The sequence below is a fragment of the Xanthomonas sp. AC360 genome (assembly GCF_979258225.1).
Genome location: NZ_OZ409846.1, coordinates 4997257 through 5013039, shown reverse-complemented (window position 1 = coordinate 5013039; position 15783 = coordinate 4997257). Strand labels below are relative to the sequence as shown.

The window sequence follows — 15783 nt, the reverse complement described above, 5'->3', positions numbered from 1 at the left end:
CGCACAGTAGCAAAGCCGCAGCGACTCACACAGGCACTGGCGCACGCTTCATCGGCGTGCGCCAGGCATGCAACAGGGATCAGCGCTGCGCGGTCGGCAGCTCGTCCCACACCTTCGGGTCTTCGGCGCCCAGCACCCAGCAGCTGAAACCTTCCAGACCGTATTGCTTGGCCATCTCGTAGCGTGCCTTGAAGCTGCGCGCGTCCGGGCGGAACACCCACTCGCGCATGTCGTCGCGGTAGAAGTAGAACCAGGATTCCTGTTCGACCGGATCCCACTGCACGGTAGCGTTCTGTTCGATCGCCAGCGGGAAGGATTCGTCGGCATCGATGTAGGTTGCGGAAATATTCGACGCCTCGGTGCCGTCTTCCTTCACCGGGTTGCCGGTGAACCAGCGGTAGCCATAGGTGGCGATGCCCAGCGAGAGCTTTTCTTTCGGTACCTGGGTGATTGCGTAATCCAGATGCTTCTTCATCCACACCATGCCATCGACCGGGCCGGGCGTGGTCCAGCGGGTGTGCTGGTCGTAGGTCATGATGCTGACCAGATCCGCCGCCTGGCCCAGCGCCTTCAGGTCATACGCGCCGCGCCAGTATTCCCACATCCACTTGGAAAACTGGCCGCCTTCGGCGTGGCCGGGTGCATTGGGCACCACCGCCACCGACATCTTGAAACCGGCCTTGTGCAGCGCATCGGCGGTCTGCTTCACCATCAAGGTGTAGGCGTCGCGATCGGTCCAGGCGATGTTCTCGAAATCGAACTGAAAGCCGTAGTACTTGTGCTGCTTGCCGTGGATCAGCAGCGATTCGATCATGCGCTTCTTGGCTGCTTCGTCGTGCATCAGCTTGTGGAAGCCGTCGCGGCCGGTGGTCATCGACAGGATCGGCATCACCCGCAGCTTCTTCTGCTTGGCGATGTCGTACAGGTACATATTGGGCGTGCCGTTGACCAGGCCGTTCTGATCCACGCCATACCAGGTCGGCACCACCACGTCGATCTTGTCGACGTTGGCAATGAACGAGTTGGTCGATTTCTGCGTGTTCATCAGATAGAACAACGCCGTGGGGTTCTTGGCCAGGGCCGGGACGCAGGCAAATGCCAGCGCAAGCAACATCCAGGTCAATCGTTTGCTCATGGAGGACAACATCCGTCAGGGAGTAGGGGTAGAAAGGTCGATGCGGAACACATACGCGCTCTCGCCAACCGGCTTTGCGGGGAGGCGCAGATGCAGGCCATCGGCGCGTTGTTCGAACGGGATCTTCTTGCCGTTGGCCAGCAAAGTGACCCCGCGCACGCCATCGGTGGCGTTGAGCGAGCGGATCACCGTCTCGCCATCGGTCGGCCAACCCAGCTCGATCGCATACAGCGCGCCATCGCGGGTGGTGAAGCGGAAATCGTCGGACGTATACGGCTTGGTCTTGACGTCCTGGAAGGTGCCGCCCACCACGTCGGTCGGGCCTTCGCCATACACGCGCCACGGCTTGCTGTCGTAGATCGCGCCGCCGTTGGTCTTGAGCCACTTGCCGATCGCCAGCAGGATGCCGCGCTCGGTGTCGGGGATCGAGCCATCGGCACGCGGGCCGATGTTGAGCATCAGGTTGCCGTTCTTGGCCACCACATCGGCCAGCATGTGGATGATGAAAGTGGGCGATTTGTAGGTGTCGTTTTCGATGTAGCCCCACGAGGCATTGCTGACCGAGGTATCGGTCTGCCAATGGGTGGGATGGATGCCGGTGAGCTGGCCGCGTTCGATATCCAGCGTGCCGGCGCCTTCCGGAAACGCGCCGAGCTTGTAGTTGACCACCACGCCACGATCGGCCTCGGTGCGCGCCGCGCCCTGGTTGTAGTAATACGCCAGCATCGTTGGCAGGCTGCGCCGGAACGTCGGGTGGGCAATCCACCAATCGAAATAGATCAGGTCCGGTTGATAGGTATCGATCAACTCGGTGGTGCGCGCCAGCCAGTCGTCCAGCCAGGCCTGCGACACCGGCGTCCAGTCGTTGGCCACATCGCCGTCGTCCTTGCCCGGCAGGCGCACCTGCGCCGGGCCGTACAGCGCTGCATAGCGCGGGTCGTTGACGTCGGAATCGAACTTACGCCCGCCATCGAAGAACCAGTTGTGTTCGGCGCGGTGTGACGACAAACCGAAGTGCAGGCCTTGCGCGCGGATTGCGGTGGACAGCTCGCCCAGCAGATCGCGCTTGGGCCCCATCTTCATTGCGGTCCAGTCCGACAACTTGGAGTCGTACAGCGCAAAGCCATCGTGGTGTTCGGCCACCGGCACTACATAGCGCGCGCCGGATTGCCGGAACAGCTTGGCCCAGCCAGTGGGGTCGAACTTGGGCGCGGTGAACTTGGGAATCAGATCCTTGTAGCCGCTGGTCGCTTGCGGGCCGTAGGTCGCCACGTGATGGGCGAATTCCTTGGAGCCTTGCAGATACATGTTGCGCGAATACCACTCGCTCCCAAACGCCGGCACCGAGAACACGCCCCAATGGATGAAGATGCCGAACTTGGCATTGTCGTACCACGCAGGCGATTGGTACGCCTTCAGCGCAGCCCAGTCGGGGCGGAACGGACCCTTGCGCGCGCCAGCTTCGGCTTCGCGCACCAGGCGCTCGCGTTCGGGCGCGTACTTGGCGGTGGCATCGAGCCACTGCTGGTCGATGACCTCAGGGCTGAGCGTGGTGGCGGTGGCTGCAGTGGGCGATTGCGCGCTGAGCGTGGCAGCAGGCAACGCCAGCAGCAGACCGAGCGCGAGCATTCGCGTTCTGGGTGCAGCTCCGGCGTGGCGGCGGGATGGAGCCGCATGGATGCGGCTATCGGTCGTCATGGGAACTGCTCCTCTAAGCGAAACGTGTCGGTCGCATGCAGCCGGCACGTGGATGGCAAAAGCGGGCCTGGCCATGCTCCCTCAACCGCGAAGGGGCGTGGCCAGTACCACTCCTTGGTACAACATCAACCTGTGCGCTGCATGCAACGCACAGGTCAAAAAAGCGCGCCACCGTGGAGGGTCGGTGGCGCGCCGGTGCTACATCAGAACTTGAAGTTGAGCTGGGCTTGATAGCCGCGGCCGTTCTTGTAGAACGCCGTGGGGGTATCGCGGGTGTTGCTGAAGACCCGGTAGGTGGAATCCAGCAGATTGGTCGCGCCGACGGTGATGCCCATGTAGTCGGTGATCTGGTACGAGGCGTTCAGATCCAGCTGCTTGTAAGCATCTGCAAAGTCACGCGACTCCAGACGACCGATCTGGGTGAAGTACTTCGAGCGGTAGCTGTAGTTCACACGCACCATCCAGTCGCCGTGTTCCCAGTAGGGGATCACGTTGTAGGTATCGCGCGACAGGTACGGCAGATTCAGACCAGAGCTGGAGTCGGACTCGGCAAAGGTGTAGTTGGCCTGCAAACCGAAGCCCAGCCCGAAGCTCTGCTGGTAATTGACCGACACACCCTTGACCTTGGCATCGGACACGTTGACCGGTGTGGTCACCTGGTACAGGCCAGCGATGGCCGGCGGTGCCGGATTCAGCTGCTGGGTGACCGTGGTGTTGACGATGTAGGAGCTGATGTCGCGATAGAACACTTCACCGGACAACATGCTGGACGGAGCGAAGTACCATTCGGCAGCCAGATCGTAGTTGGTGGACTCGTACGGCTTCAGATCCGGGTTGCCGCCGTTGGCGGTCAGGTTGCCGTTACCGCTGTTGACAGTGAACGTACCTGCCAGATCGGCGTAACGCGGACGGGCGATGACCTTGGCCGCCGAGAAGCGCAGCACGGTGTCGTCGGTGATGTCGTAGGCGATGTTGAAGCTCGGCAACGCCTTGCGGTAGTCATTGGTTTCGGCCACGCGCTGGAAGCTGGTGCCGCCGTCATTGCTCTGCCAGAACTGCGACTTGTCGGTGGTGTCGACCAGGCGCACGCCGACGTTACCGCGCCACTTGCCGGTCTCGTAGTTCAACTGCGTGTAGACGTTCTGAGTGATTTCCTTGACGTCGAACGACGCGCCAAAATCGGTGCGGTACGGGCCCTGCGGCTGCGACAGCAAGTAGCTGCGCACGGCGCCCAGGTTGGCGGTTGGCCAGGTGGTCAAGTCGCCGCTGGCACCCAGGCCGTCGTACAGGCTGCTGGGTGTAGTGCCTGGGTTGAACTGCGTCAGCGACACCGGGTCGGTGGTGTTGATGCGGTTACCGCGCGCGTCGACGCCGTTGTTGTGGTTGATGTACTTGTAGCCGAACTGCAGCTTGGTGAACGGGCCCCATTCCAGGTCGCGCGCGGCATCCCACTGGAAGTACTTTTCGTCGTCCTTGCTCTTCTGGTAAGCGATACCGCCGGCCTGCATGATGCCGGTGTTGGTGCCCGGGATATTGCCTTCCTGGCCCGGCGCCAGGCCGGCGGGGTTGCCCGGCAGTGCCCAGTTGGAGGCGCCGCCGTTGTCGTAGTTGACCGACGTATTGCTGCCGTCGAACGCGTAATTGTAGCCACCGTCCTGCATCAGGTACTTCATCAGGTATTCGGGGTTCTTGCCACCTGTGGCCTCGGTGTAGCCGGCCTGGGTGGTGAATACCCACTTCTCGCCGGACCAGTCGTGACGCAGGTTCAGGCTCTTGGTGGTGACGGTGCTCTCGCGGTAGTTGGCATCCAGCTGCGCGTACGGCTGACCCGCTGCGCCATCGCTGACCGTGGCCGAGGTCACCACGCCGTTCTGCACATTGGCCTGGGTGATCTTCTGGCGGTCGTCGTTACAGGCCGGGCACACATAGCGCGCCTGGCTGAAGTTGTTGTACTTGCCCTTGATGTACAGACCGGTCAGGTTGAACTCGTTCTGCTCGTTGGGCTTCCACTGCAACGCACCCTGCAGGCCGCTGCGCTCGCGGGTCTGCTGGAAGAACGCGCTGCTGATACCGGCCGGCACACGTGCGGTGGCCACATCGCTGCCGTCGCCGGTGATGGTGGCCGTCGGCGGAATGCCGGCACCGGTGGTATAGCCGAAGTACTCGATACCGGCACGTGCCAGGTCCTGCTTGTCGTGCGTGGCGGAGATCAACGCGCCGAAGGTTTCGTCGTCGTTCTTCCAGCTCCACAGCGCCGAACCGCGCGGATTGCCTTCTTCGGAACGGTCGTTGTAGTTGTAGCCGACCGAGCCGCGAATGGTGTTCTTGGGCAGGTCCAGCGGCTTGCGGGTGTGCACGATCACGGTGCCGCCGATCGAGCCTTCATCGATGCGCGCTTCAGGAGTCTTGTAGACCTCCATCAGGCCGATGATTTCCGGCGACAGCAGGGTGTAGTTGAAGGTACGGCCGCTGGTGTCGGTCGGGTTGCCGCCCCAGTCGCCGGAGGCGATGGTCTGGCCGTTGAGCAGCACGCGGTTCAACGCCGGGTCGGTACCGTTGATGCTGACCTTTTCGCCTTCGCCGAACTGGCGGTCGACGCTGATGCCCGGCAGGTGCGACAGCGATTCGGCCGCATTGATGTCCGGGAACTTGCCGATGTCTTCTGCGCTGATCGCATCGACGATGGAGTTGGCCGAGCGCTTGACCGCCTGGCTCTTCTCCAGCGACGCGCGGTAGCCGGTGACGGTGATGGTGTCCAACTCGGTGGTGGCCGACGGCGTGGCGCCAGCCGGGGCTTGTTGTTCTTGTCCGGCAGCCATTGCAGAGCCGGAGCAGTACAGAGCGGCGGTGATACAGAGTGCTAACGTCGTGGTGCGGCTGTGCATGGCTAAACCTCATTGGTTAGTGCTGTGAGTGCGCATGGCCCGTAGTGGGCACAACGCGCTCGGCGTGGCCGGCAAAACAACACGCCCTGACCGATCGCGGTGATCGCACTCCGTGCTCCGCAATGGCAGCAGGTGGCGTCGATGCGCGTGGTAGAGGAGGTGTCCCCCGTGTGGTGAAGCGGTGGAGCGAATGCGACATCGGCGAGTCGAACGTCGGATGACGCGCCACTCACGAATCTGGCGTGGCAGGCGAGGGAAGCGCCGTTCTTCAGTACCGAACAGTTGCTGGCCCCTCCTGCCAGAACCCCGATTTGGATCGAGTCTCGCGTAGCGTTGACAGCGTTGTCAACACATCGTCACAGATCTCTGAAGCGCTTGCGATTGCGCTGCAATGCAGCATTTTTTGCGACGTGATCGTCGAAGTCGCTGAGAGCGTGCGCACATGCGGCATTCCGTTGCCAACCCGCAATTGGCGGCTTCTATGGCCGGATGGCATTCCACTGGTACATACGCGGTTTTTATGCAGAAATCTCCGTGATGCATGCGGATTTTTCGTGGATGATGGGCGGTGCGGGAGAATGCCCTGATCGTCGCCGCCACGGTTGCGTTACAGGGCGATTACTGACAACGTTGTCTACCCGCTGCCGTTCGTCGGACAACGGGACATGACGCCAGCCCGCTGCCACTTATCAGGAGAATGCGTGAGCGCAAGCAGCCCAATGGAAGCGGTGGCCTTTCCGCGCCCCGACACCTTCGTTGCCGCAGACGTGGGAGGGACGCATGTGCGCCTGGCGCTGGTCTGCGCAAGCACCGATATGCGCAAGCCGGTCACCGTGCTGGAGTATCGCAAGTACCGCTGCGCCGATTATCCGGGCCTGGCCGAGATCATGTCCGCGTTCTTTGCCGAGATGGGATGCGCGCCAGTGCGGCGCGGCGTGATCGCCAGTGCCGGTTATGCGCTGGAAGACGGTAGCGTGATCACCGCGAACCTGCCGTGGGTGCTGGCGCCGGAACAGATTCGCCGCCAGCTCGGCATGCAGGCGCTGCATCTGGTCAACGATTTCGAAGCGGTCGCCTACGCGGCCAATTACATGACCGGCAATCAGGTCATGCAGCTGTCCGGCCCCGCTCAGGGCGCGCCCGGCCCGGCCTTGGTCCTCGGTCCGGGAACCGGGCTGGGTGCTGCGGTGTGGATTCCCAACGGCGCCAACCCGATGGTGCTGCCGACCGAAGCCGGCCACGCCGCGCTTGCCGCCGCCAGCGATCTGGAAGTGGCCTTGCTGCAGGAACTGCGTCGTACGCGCACGCATGTGGGCACCGAAACCTTGTTGTCCGGCCCTGGCCTGTTGAACCTCTACACCGCGTTGGCCGCGCTGCGTGGCGAGCCTGCCGTGCATCAAGGCCCGGCCGATGTCACCGCCGCCGCATTGGCCGGTAACGACGTGCTCGCGCGCGATGCGTTGCAGGCGTTCTGTGGGTTCATGGGCAGCGTGGTCGGCGACATGATGCTGCTCTACGGCATCCGCAGCGGCGTCTATCTGGCCGGCGGGTTCCTGCCGCAGATTGCCGAGTTCATTGCCGCCAGCGACTTCACCGCCCGCCTGCTCGACAAGGGCACCTTGCGTCCTGCCCTGGAGCAGGTGCCGGTCAGCATCGTCGAACACGGCCAGCTCGGCGTCATCGGCGCGGCCAGCTGGTTTTTGCAGCACGGCCGCTGACGCACGACACGCCGTAGGAGCGCACCCGGGCGCGATAGGGCGTTACCGGTAACGCACTCGCGCCCGGGTGCGCTCCTACGCCTTGGTCGGGCGTCGTGCATCTTTGCAGTAATTCCATTCGTGCTGTGTCGGGCCTATCGGCAATCGCATCGCCGCACACCGTAGGAGCGCACCTGGGCGCGATAGGACGTTACCGATAACGCTTCTCGCGCCCTGGTGCGCTCCTACGCATTGGCCGGGCGCCGTGCGTCTTTGCGGTAATTCCACTCGTGCTGTATCGGGCCTCTCGGCAATTGCATCGCCGCACCCCGTAGGAGCGCACCTGGGCGCGATAGGGCGTTACCGATAACGCTTCTCGCGCCCGGGTGCGCTCCTACGTGGGTTGCCCGCCACCGTGCGGGGTCGCCAATCGTTCGGTCACACGAGGCGTGACACTACCCGCACTCCGCGTCAGCAGCCGCGATGTCCTGCACGTCCTTGAACCTACAGGTCCCCGAACCGCGCCTGCAATGCCGCGATGGCGGCCAGGCCGGCGGTCTCGGTGCGCAGGATGCGTGGGCCTAATTGCAGGCCGGTGAAACCGGCAGCGGCGAGCGTGGCGCGGTCGCGTGGCGACCAGCCGCCTTCCGGCCCGATCGCCACGATAAGCCCCTGCTCGACATCGGCACTCAGGGTGGACAGGCGATGCTCGCCCTGCGGGTCCAGGGTCAGCCGTCGCGCCTGCGGGTCGCTGGCCTGCGCGGCCTCTTGCAAGCCAAGCGGCGCGGCGACGGTCGGCACGCGTGCGCGGCCGGATTGTTCGCAGGCCGACACCACCACGCTGCGCCAATGCGCGATGCGTTTTTCCGTGCGTGCTGCATCGAGCTTGACCTCGGTGCGCTCGGCGTTGACCGGCACGATGGCGGCCACGCCCAACTCGGTGGCTTTCTGCAGGATCAGGTCCATTTTTTCGCCGCGCGCGATGCCCTGGAGCAGCGTGATGCGTAAGGGCGATTCGTTGCACAGCGCTTCCGCACGCTCGACCAGCGCACGCGCTTCGCGCTTGCCAGCCAGGGTGATCCGCGCGTGGTAGTCGCTGCCATCGCCGTTGAACAGGATGCAGGCATCGCCCTCGCGCAGGCGCAACACGCGCAGCAGATGATTGGCGGACTCTTCGGGCAGGGTTACTTCCTGGTCGCACTGCAGCGGCAACGCAACATGGGACCGGGTCAGGCGCATGCGACGGCCTCGTCGATGGCGTGACGGGTGGTCTCGGCAAGCAAGGCCAGTTGCGCCTCATCCACACAATACGGCGGCATCCAGTACAGCACGTCGCCCAGCGGGCGCAGCACCACGCCGCGCTCCAGCGCCGCGCGATACGCCTTCAATCCAACCCGTGCCGCGGCGGGGAAGGGAGTGCGTTTGTCGCCGCCCTGGGTCAACTCGAAGGCCACGATCATGCCGGCCTGGCGCACGTCCGCCACCGCGCTGTGCTCGCCGATCTGCGCAGCGAGGGCGCTCATGCGCGCGGCGGTGTGCTGGTTGCGCGCAATCACGTCGTCGTCCGCGAAGATCTGCAACGTCGCCAATGCCGCCGCGCACGCCAGTGGGTTGCCGGTATAGCTGTGTGAATGCAGAAACGCGCGCTCGCGCGAATCGTCCAGAAACGCGTCGTACAACTGCTGCGTAGCCAGCACCGCCGACAGCGGCAGGAAGCCGCCAGTCAGTCCCTTGGACAGGCACAGCAGATCGGGCATCACGCCGGCCTGTTCGCAGGCGAACAGGGTGCCGGTGCGTCCGAAGCCGGTGGCGATCTCGTCGGCGATCAGGAACGCGCCATGCGCATCGCACAATGCGCGAGCACGGCGCAAATACGCCGGGTGATACATGCGCATGCCGCCGGCGCATTGCACACGTGGTTCCAGAATCAGCGCGCAGATTTCGCCCGGCGACTGTTCGAACAGTACCTGCAGCGCATCGGCCGCCTGCAGTGCGTAGTCTTCCGCGCTCTGGCCCGGCTCGGCCAGGTAGGCGTCGGGCGACGGTGCAAACAGCGATTGCAACAACAGCGGTGCATACACGCGCCGATACAACGGGATGTCGCCGACCGACAGTGCGCCGATGGTTTCGCCGTGATACCCGTTTTCCAACGCGATGAAACGCGTGCGGCGATGCTCGCCACGGTTGTGGAAATAATGGAAGGCCATCTTCAAGGCCACTTCGACGCCGGCCGAGCCGTTGTCGGCATAGAACACCTTGGACAGCGGTGGGCGGTCGGGCTGGCGCGGCGCAATCGCCAGCAGGCGCTCGGCCAGCTGCACTGCCGGCGCGTGGGTGAAGCCGGCCAGCATCACCTGCTCCAGGGTGCCGGCCTGCTGCGCGATGGCCGCGCCGATACGCGGCTCGGCATGGCCGAACAGGTTGGTCCACCAGCTGCTGACCGCGTCCAGATAGCAACGGCCATCGTGACCGATCAGCCACGCACCCTGGCCACCGGCGATGGGGACCAGCGGAAGCGTGTGCGGATGCTCGCGCATCTGTGTGCACGGGTGCCACAGCACCGCAAGATCGCGTTGCCGCCAATGTTCGGCAGCTTCGGAGGCTGCAGGGTCTGCTAGGATTTCGGGCTCATGAACATGTCGATGCATCTGCCTATTCTATCGGTCCGCTCCGCGGCTGCGTGCCACGCATGAGCCCGCGTCTGCCGACCATCCACAAGATCACCGATCTTGGCGACGGGCCGTTCCGTCGCCAGCAACTGGATCTGGAGTTTTCCAACGGGCAGCGCCGTCTCTACGAACGGCAACTCAGCCAGGGCCACGGTGCCGTGGTCGTGGTGCCGATGCTCGACGCGACCACCGTGCTGCTGGTGCGCGAGTACGCCGCCGGCGTGCACCGCTACGAGCTGGGTCTGGTCAAGGGGCGCATCGATGCCGGCGAGACCCCGGAGCAGGCGGCCGACCGCGAGCTCAAGGAAGAAGCCGGCTACGGCGCGCGGCAGGTCCAGGTGCTGCGCGCGATGACGCTCGCTCCTACTTATATGAGTCACCAATCCTGGTTGGTGCTGGCGCGCGACCTGTATCCCGAGCGCCTGGTCGGCGATGAGCCGGAAGAGATGGAAGTGGTGCCCTGGCCGATCGCTCGTCTGGACGAATTGATGCTGCGCGACGATTTCTCCGAAGGCCGCTCGCTGGCCGCCTTGTTCATCGCGCGCGAGTGGCTGGAGCGCAACCCATGATCCGTATCCCGATGGAACTGCGCGAAACCGTGATCGCTATTGCTCGCGAAGCGGGTGAGGCCATCATGCAGGTGTACGCGCAGGACTTCGCGGTCGAGATCAAGGACGATGCCAGTCCGTTGACCCAGGCCGACCTGGCTGCCAATCGCGTCATCGTCGATGGCCTGCGTCGGGTCACGCCCGACGTGCCGGTGCTGTCGGAAGAATCCGCGCACGTAGCCTGGGAAGAGCGGCAGTACTGGACCAGCTACTGGCTGGTCGATCCGCTGGATGGCACCCGCGAGTTCGTCAAACGCAACGGCGAGTTCAGCGTCAACATCGCCCTCATCCACATGGGCGCGCCGGTGCTGGGCGTGGTGCAGGCGCCGGTCGATGGCCGGGTCTGGTACGCCGCACGCGGCGAGAACGCGTTCCGCCGCGACGGCGACCGCGACGAGATGCTGCACACCCGCACACCGGCCGCCACACCCTTGCGGGTCGCTGCCAGCCGCTCGCATCGCGACGCGCGCACTGCGGCCGCGCTGGAGCGCATGGGGGAGATCGACGTGGTGGCGCAAGGCTCGTCGTTGAAGTTCTGCCGCATCGCCGAAGGCGACCTGGATGTCTATCCGCGCTTCGGCCCCACCTCCGAATGGGACACCGCGGCCGGCCAATGCGTGTTGCACGCCGCCGGCGGTGTGCTGCTGGCCGGCGGTTCCGGCAAGCCGTTCCGCTACAACCGCCGCGACACCTTGCTCAATGGCGACTTCATCGCGCTGGGCGATCCCAATCTGCCTTGGCGCGATTGGCTGGCCTGAGCATGCCCGCCTGCCGTGCGCATGTCGCACGCCAGGCAACGCGGATGCGCAAGGTCCTGATTGGCTGACCGGTACACTGCGGCGGCATCGCGCGTCGGAGTTGCTGCCACGCGCAATGCCGCACTGCGTCAGCGCTCTCGCCGCGAATGCGCCTTCCAACATCGCTCCAGGAACACACCATGCTCCAGACTCCGCCCACCGGCGATATCCACCGCCTGCTGCAGTTGATGGCGCGCCTGCGCGACCGTGAGCACGGTTGCCCCTGGGATGTGCAGCAGAGCTTTGCCACCATCGCGCCGTACACCATCGAAGAAGCCTACGAGGTCGCCGACGCGATCGATCGCAACGACCTGCCCGGGCTGCGCGACGAGTTGGGCGACCTGCTGCTGCAGGTGGTCTTCCATGCGCAGATGGCGTCCGAACAGGGCGCGTTCGACTTTGCCGATGTAGTCGCCACACTCAGCGACAAGCTGGTGCGCCGGCACCCGCACGTGTTCGCGGCGCAAACGGCGGACGATGCGCAGGCGGTGAGCGCCAACTGGGACCAGATCAAACGCGAAGAACGCCGCGCCGCAGGACACCAGGACGACTCTGCGCTGGCCGGCATCGCGCGCGGACTGCCCGAGTGGCAGCGTTCCACCAAGTTGCAGTCGCGTGCGGCGCGGGTGGGCTTCGACTGGCCTGGCCCGACGCCGGTGCTGGAAAAACTGCAGGAAGAAATCGAAGAGCTGCGGGTGGAATTCGCCCGCGGCCCGATGGCCGACAATCAGGCGCGCCTCGAAGACGAACTGGGCGATGTGCTGTTCGTCTGCGCCAATCTCGCGCGACACGCCAAGGTCGATGTGGGCGCCGCGCTCCGGCATGCCAATCTGAAATTCGAACGGCGCTTCCGTGCGATGGAAGCGCAGGCGCACGCGCAGGGCACTACGCTGGATGCGTTGTCGCTGGGCGCGCAGGAAGCGCTGTGGCAACAGGTCAAGCGCGACGAATCCGCCGCCGCGGTGCCGGATGCCGGCGCCGTGTCCAGCGCATGAGCGCCGCGCTGACCACACTGTTGCTGTTTGTCGCCACCGCCGTGGCCGAACTGGTCGGCTGCTACCTTCCTTATCTATGGCTACGCAAAGGCGGCAGCGCGTGGCTGCTGCTGCCCAGCGCGCTGAGCCTTGCGATCTTCGTGTGGCTGTTGAGTCTGCATCCGGCTGCCAGCGGACGCGTGTATGCCGCCTATGGCGGGGTCTATATCGCCAGTGCCTTGCTGTGGTTGTGGTGGGTGGACCGCATCACTCCGACGCGATGGGATCTGCTCGGCGCCGCCTGCTGTCTGCTCGGCATGGCCGTCATCATGTTCGCGCCGCGCAACGTCTGAGCTTGGCGTCGGTCGTGTGATCCGCGCACGCCGAGGCGCTTGCTGCGCGACGCGGTAATGGTCGCGAGCGCATTCCTGCACAGCATCCCCAAGCCGGTGACGGGCAGCGCGGGTGCATACTGCTGCAAGGATTGACTCGTCACATGCAAGGGGGATGCACATGTTTCCGACTTCGTTTTTGGCCATGGCCGTTCTGGTCGCTGGCGTCATCGTGTTGTTCAAGACCGTGCGTATGGTGCCGCAGGGATTTCAGTGGACAGTGGAGCGCTTCGGCCGCTACACCCACACCCTGAGTCCGGGGCTGCACTTTCTGGTGCCGGTGGTCTATGGCGTGGGCCGCAAGATCAACATGATGGAACAGGTGCTGGACGTGCCCAGCCAGGATGTCATCACCAAGGACAACGCGGTGGTACGCGTGGACGGTGTGGTGTTCTTCCAGGTGCTGGATGCAGCCAAGGCCGCCTATGAAGTCTCCAATCTGGAGATCGCCAGCATCGCGCTGGTGCAAACCAATATCCGTACCGTGATCGGTTCGATGGATCTGGACGAATCGCTGAGCCAGCGCGAAACCATCAATGCGCAGTTGCTGAGCGTGGTGGACCAGGCCACCAACCCATGGGGCATCAAGGTCACGCGAATCGAAATTCGCGACATCCAGCCGCCACGCGATCTGATCGACTCGATGGCGCGGCAGATGAAGGCCGAGCGCGAAAAGCGCGCGCAGATTCTGGAAGCCGAAGGCTCGCGTCAATCGGAGATCCTGCGCGCGGAGGGCGAGAAGCAGGCGGCCGTGCTCGAAGCCGAAGGCCGCAAGGAAGCCGCCTTCCGCGACGCCGAGGCGCGCGAGCGTCTGGCCGAGGCCGAAGCCCGCGCCACCCAGGTGGTGTCCGATGCGATCGCCAACGGCAGCGTGCAGGCAATCAATTATTTCGTCGCACAAAAAGTATGTGGAGGCGTTCAAGGCACTGGCCACCGCGCCCAACCAGAAGTTCGTGCTGATGCCGATGGAATCCAGCGGCATCATCGGCTCGCTCGCCGGCATCGCCGAACTGGCCAAGGAAGCAATGGGCAAGCCCGACGCGCCAGCCGTACGCATGCCGCCGATGCCGCCGCGTGCGGGAGGCTGAGCCATGCGCTGGGACGTTGTGATCTGGGCGGTGCTGGCGCTGCTGTTGATCGCCGCAGAGACGCTGGTGCCCGGCGCGTTCCTGCTGTGGATGGGGATTGCCGCCGCCGCCGTCTGCGTGCTCGTGCTGGCGCTGCCGGGCATGTCGCTGCTGGTGCAGATCGTGGCATTCGTCGTGCTCAGCTTCGTCTCGGTACAGGTCTATCGCACCTGGTTCCGCGGCAAGGGGCGGCAGAGCGATCGCCCCTTGCTCAACAAACGTGCCGAGCAATTGATCGGCCGTCGTGTGCTGCTCGATCAAGCCATCCACGATGGCCGCGGTCGCGCCAAGGTCGACGATGCGTTCTGGGTGGTCAGTGGTCCGGATCTGCCTGCCGGCGCGCCGGTGCGCATCGTCGGCGTCGATGGCATGACCTTGCAGGTGCAAGCCACTAGCTGATCGCCGAGCACGGCGAGCAGCCCGGCCGCACATTGCTGCAGTGCGGCGTGCTTGTGCCCAATTGCACGGTTGGGCCGGTGCTGCGTCTGCGCAATGACGCGGTTACCCGCAAGCATGGCCAGGCAGCGATAATGGGCATCTTTCCATAGGACCGGCGCCCATGACCCAGAAGACCATCCTCAACGACACCCATCGCGCGCTCGGCGCCAAGATGGTCGACTTCGGCGGTTGGGACATGCCGATCCACTATGGCTCGCAGCTGGACGAACACCATCAGGTGCGTCGCGACGCCGGCATGTTCGACGTCAGCCACATGACCGTGGTCGATCTGCGCGGCGCACGCGTGCGCGAGTTCCTGCGCTACCTGCTCGCCAACTCGGTGGACAAGCTCAAGGTGTCCGGCAAGGCGCTGTACACCTGCATGCTCAATCCGCAGGGCGGGGTGATCGACGACCTTATCGTCTATTTCATGACCGAAGATTTTTTCCGTCTGGTGGTCAACGCCGCCACCCGCGAAAAGGATCTGCAGTGGATCGGCGAACAGGCCGCACGCTTCGAGGTACGCGTGGAAGAGCGCGGCGACTTCGCGATGATCGCCGTGCAGGGCCCCAACGCACGCGCCAAGGTCATCGAACTGGTCGATCCAGCCGACGCCACGGCAGCGAGCAAGCTCGGCCGTTTCGCCGCACTGCAGACGCGCTCGCGCGATGGCATCGACCTGTTTGTTGCGCGCACCGGCTACACCGGCGAAGACGGTTTCGAAATCGTGTTGCCGCAGGACGCGGCGGTCGCGTTCTGGAATGCGCTGCTCGCGCAGGGCGTCAAGCCGGCCGGTCTGGGTGCGCGCGATACCTTGCGTCTGGAAGCGGGCATGAATCTCTATGGGCAGGACATGGACGACGCGGTCACTCCTTATGAGGCTGCGTTGGCGTGGACGATCACCCTGGACGAAGGCCGCGACTTCATCGGTCGCGCCGTGCTCGAAACGCAAAAGGCACAGGGCGCGCCGCGTCAACTGATCGGCGTGGTGATGGATGAGAAGGGCGTGCTGCGCCACGGCCAGAGCGTGTTCACCGCCAGCGGCGAAGGCGAGATCCTGTCCGGCACCTTCTCGCCGACGCTCGGCAAGGCGATCGCATTCGCACGCGTGCCGGCCGGCAGCATCGACGACCTGCGCGTGGACATTCGCGGCAAGCAGGTCCCGTTGCGCGCGGTGAAGTTTCCGTTCGTGCGCGACGGTCAGGCGCAGCCCGGCGTTCTTGGTGACTGAGTCGCATGACGCCGGTCGCCCTCGGCCGGCCTCCTGTCACCGCATGCAACCCAGCCATACCGACATGCGTGCACCTGTCTTGTCGCGCGGTCTAAACTAACCACCTGTCCCCAACCCCAGTTTCCCCGGAGC

11 protein-coding genes and 2 pseudogenes are annotated in these 15783 nt (G+C 64.5%); 8 read left to right on the top strand and 5 right to left on the bottom strand.

Annotated elements, in window-relative coordinates:
- Positions 1–79: 79 nt before the first annotated feature.
- The 3 genes from ACZZ0O_RS21590 to ACZZ0O_RS21580 all read right to left on the bottom strand — a co-directional run bounded on the left by ACZZ0O_RS21590 (position 80) and on the right by ACZZ0O_RS21580 (position 5718).
- Positions 80–1147, bottom strand: coding sequence for a glycosyl hydrolase family 18 protein (locus tag ACZZ0O_RS21590; protein WP_161963124.1), 1068 nt, complete (start codon positions 1145–1147; stop codon positions 80–82).
- A gap of 3 nt (positions 1148–1150) precedes the next feature.
- A complete protein-coding gene (locus ACZZ0O_RS21585) occupies positions 1151–2833 on the bottom strand; it encodes an alpha-L-fucosidase (RefSeq protein ID WP_463591807.1) in 1683 nt (560 codons plus the stop codon).
- 203 nt (positions 2834–3036) lie between these two features.
- Entirely contained in the window at positions 3037–5718 is a 2682-nt protein-coding gene (locus ACZZ0O_RS21580) for a TonB-dependent receptor (RefSeq protein WP_463591806.1), read from the bottom strand.
- A gap of 719 nt (positions 5719–6437) precedes the next feature.
- On the opposite strand from ACZZ0O_RS21580, the gene ACZZ0O_RS21575 reads away from it, so the two are divergent.
- Positions 6438–7436 (top strand): glucokinase family protein, encoded by a 999-nt coding sequence (locus tag ACZZ0O_RS21575; RefSeq protein WP_323518478.1) that lies wholly within the window; start codon positions 6438–6440, stop codon positions 7434–7436.
- A gap of 483 nt (positions 7437–7919) precedes the next feature.
- Here ACZZ0O_RS21575 and ACZZ0O_RS21570 read toward each other — a convergent pair whose 3' ends face one another.
- On the bottom strand, positions 7920–8654 hold the full coding sequence (locus ACZZ0O_RS21570) for a 16S rRNA (uracil(1498)-N(3))-methyltransferase (protein ID WP_463591805.1): 735 nt from the start codon (positions 8652–8654) through the stop codon (positions 7920–7922).
- Positions 8645–10063 carry an adenosylmethionine--8-amino-7-oxononanoate transaminase gene (bioA, locus tag ACZZ0O_RS21565; RefSeq protein ID WP_463591804.1) on the bottom strand — a complete coding sequence of 473 codons (1419 nt, stop codon included), beginning with the start codon at positions 10061–10063 and terminating at the stop codon, positions 8645–8647. Before bioA ends, ACZZ0O_RS21570 begins: the two co-directional genes overlap by 10 nt.
- A 41-nt stretch (positions 10064–10104) precedes the next feature.
- Between bioA and nudE the strand changes: the two genes are divergently transcribed.
- The 7 genes and pseudogenes from nudE to gcvT all read left to right on the top strand — a co-directional run bounded on the left by nudE (position 10105) and on the right by gcvT (position 15651).
- The gene (nudE, locus tag ACZZ0O_RS21560; RefSeq protein ID WP_055849296.1) at positions 10105–10653 is read left to right on the top strand and encodes an ADP compounds hydrolase NudE; all 549 of its coding nucleotides are present in this window, start codon (positions 10105–10107) and stop codon (positions 10651–10653) included.
- Positions 10650–11450, top strand: coding sequence for a 3'(2'),5'-bisphosphate nucleotidase CysQ (gene cysQ, locus ACZZ0O_RS21555; protein ID WP_115513572.1), 801 nt, complete (start codon positions 10650–10652; stop codon positions 11448–11450). Before nudE ends, cysQ begins: the two co-directional genes overlap by 4 nt.
- Positions 11451–11629: 179 nt before the next feature.
- A pseudogene (gene mazG / locus ACZZ0O_RS21550) lies at positions 11630–12481 on the top strand (nucleoside triphosphate pyrophosphohydrolase); the annotation flags it as partial.
- Positions 12481–12816: a YnfA family protein gene (locus tag ACZZ0O_RS21545; RefSeq protein ID WP_104616724.1), complete on the top strand. Its 336-nt coding sequence runs from the start codon at positions 12481–12483 to the stop codon at positions 12814–12816. The pseudogene mazG and the gene ACZZ0O_RS21545, both read left to right, overlap by 1 nt.
- A gap of 160 nt (positions 12817–12976) precedes the next feature.
- Positions 12977–13943: pseudogene (locus tag ACZZ0O_RS21540) on the top strand (SPFH domain-containing protein).
- Between the two features lie 3 nt (positions 13944–13946).
- Entirely contained in the window at positions 13947–14381 is a 435-nt protein-coding gene (locus ACZZ0O_RS21535; protein WP_115528625.1) for an NfeD family protein, read from the top strand.
- Positions 14382–14541: 160 nt separating this feature from the next.
- On the top strand, positions 14542–15651 hold the full coding sequence (gcvT, locus tag ACZZ0O_RS21530; RefSeq protein WP_323521366.1) for a glycine cleavage system aminomethyltransferase GcvT: 1110 nt from the start codon (positions 14542–14544) through the stop codon (positions 15649–15651).
- Positions 15652–15783 lie beyond the last annotated feature (132 nt).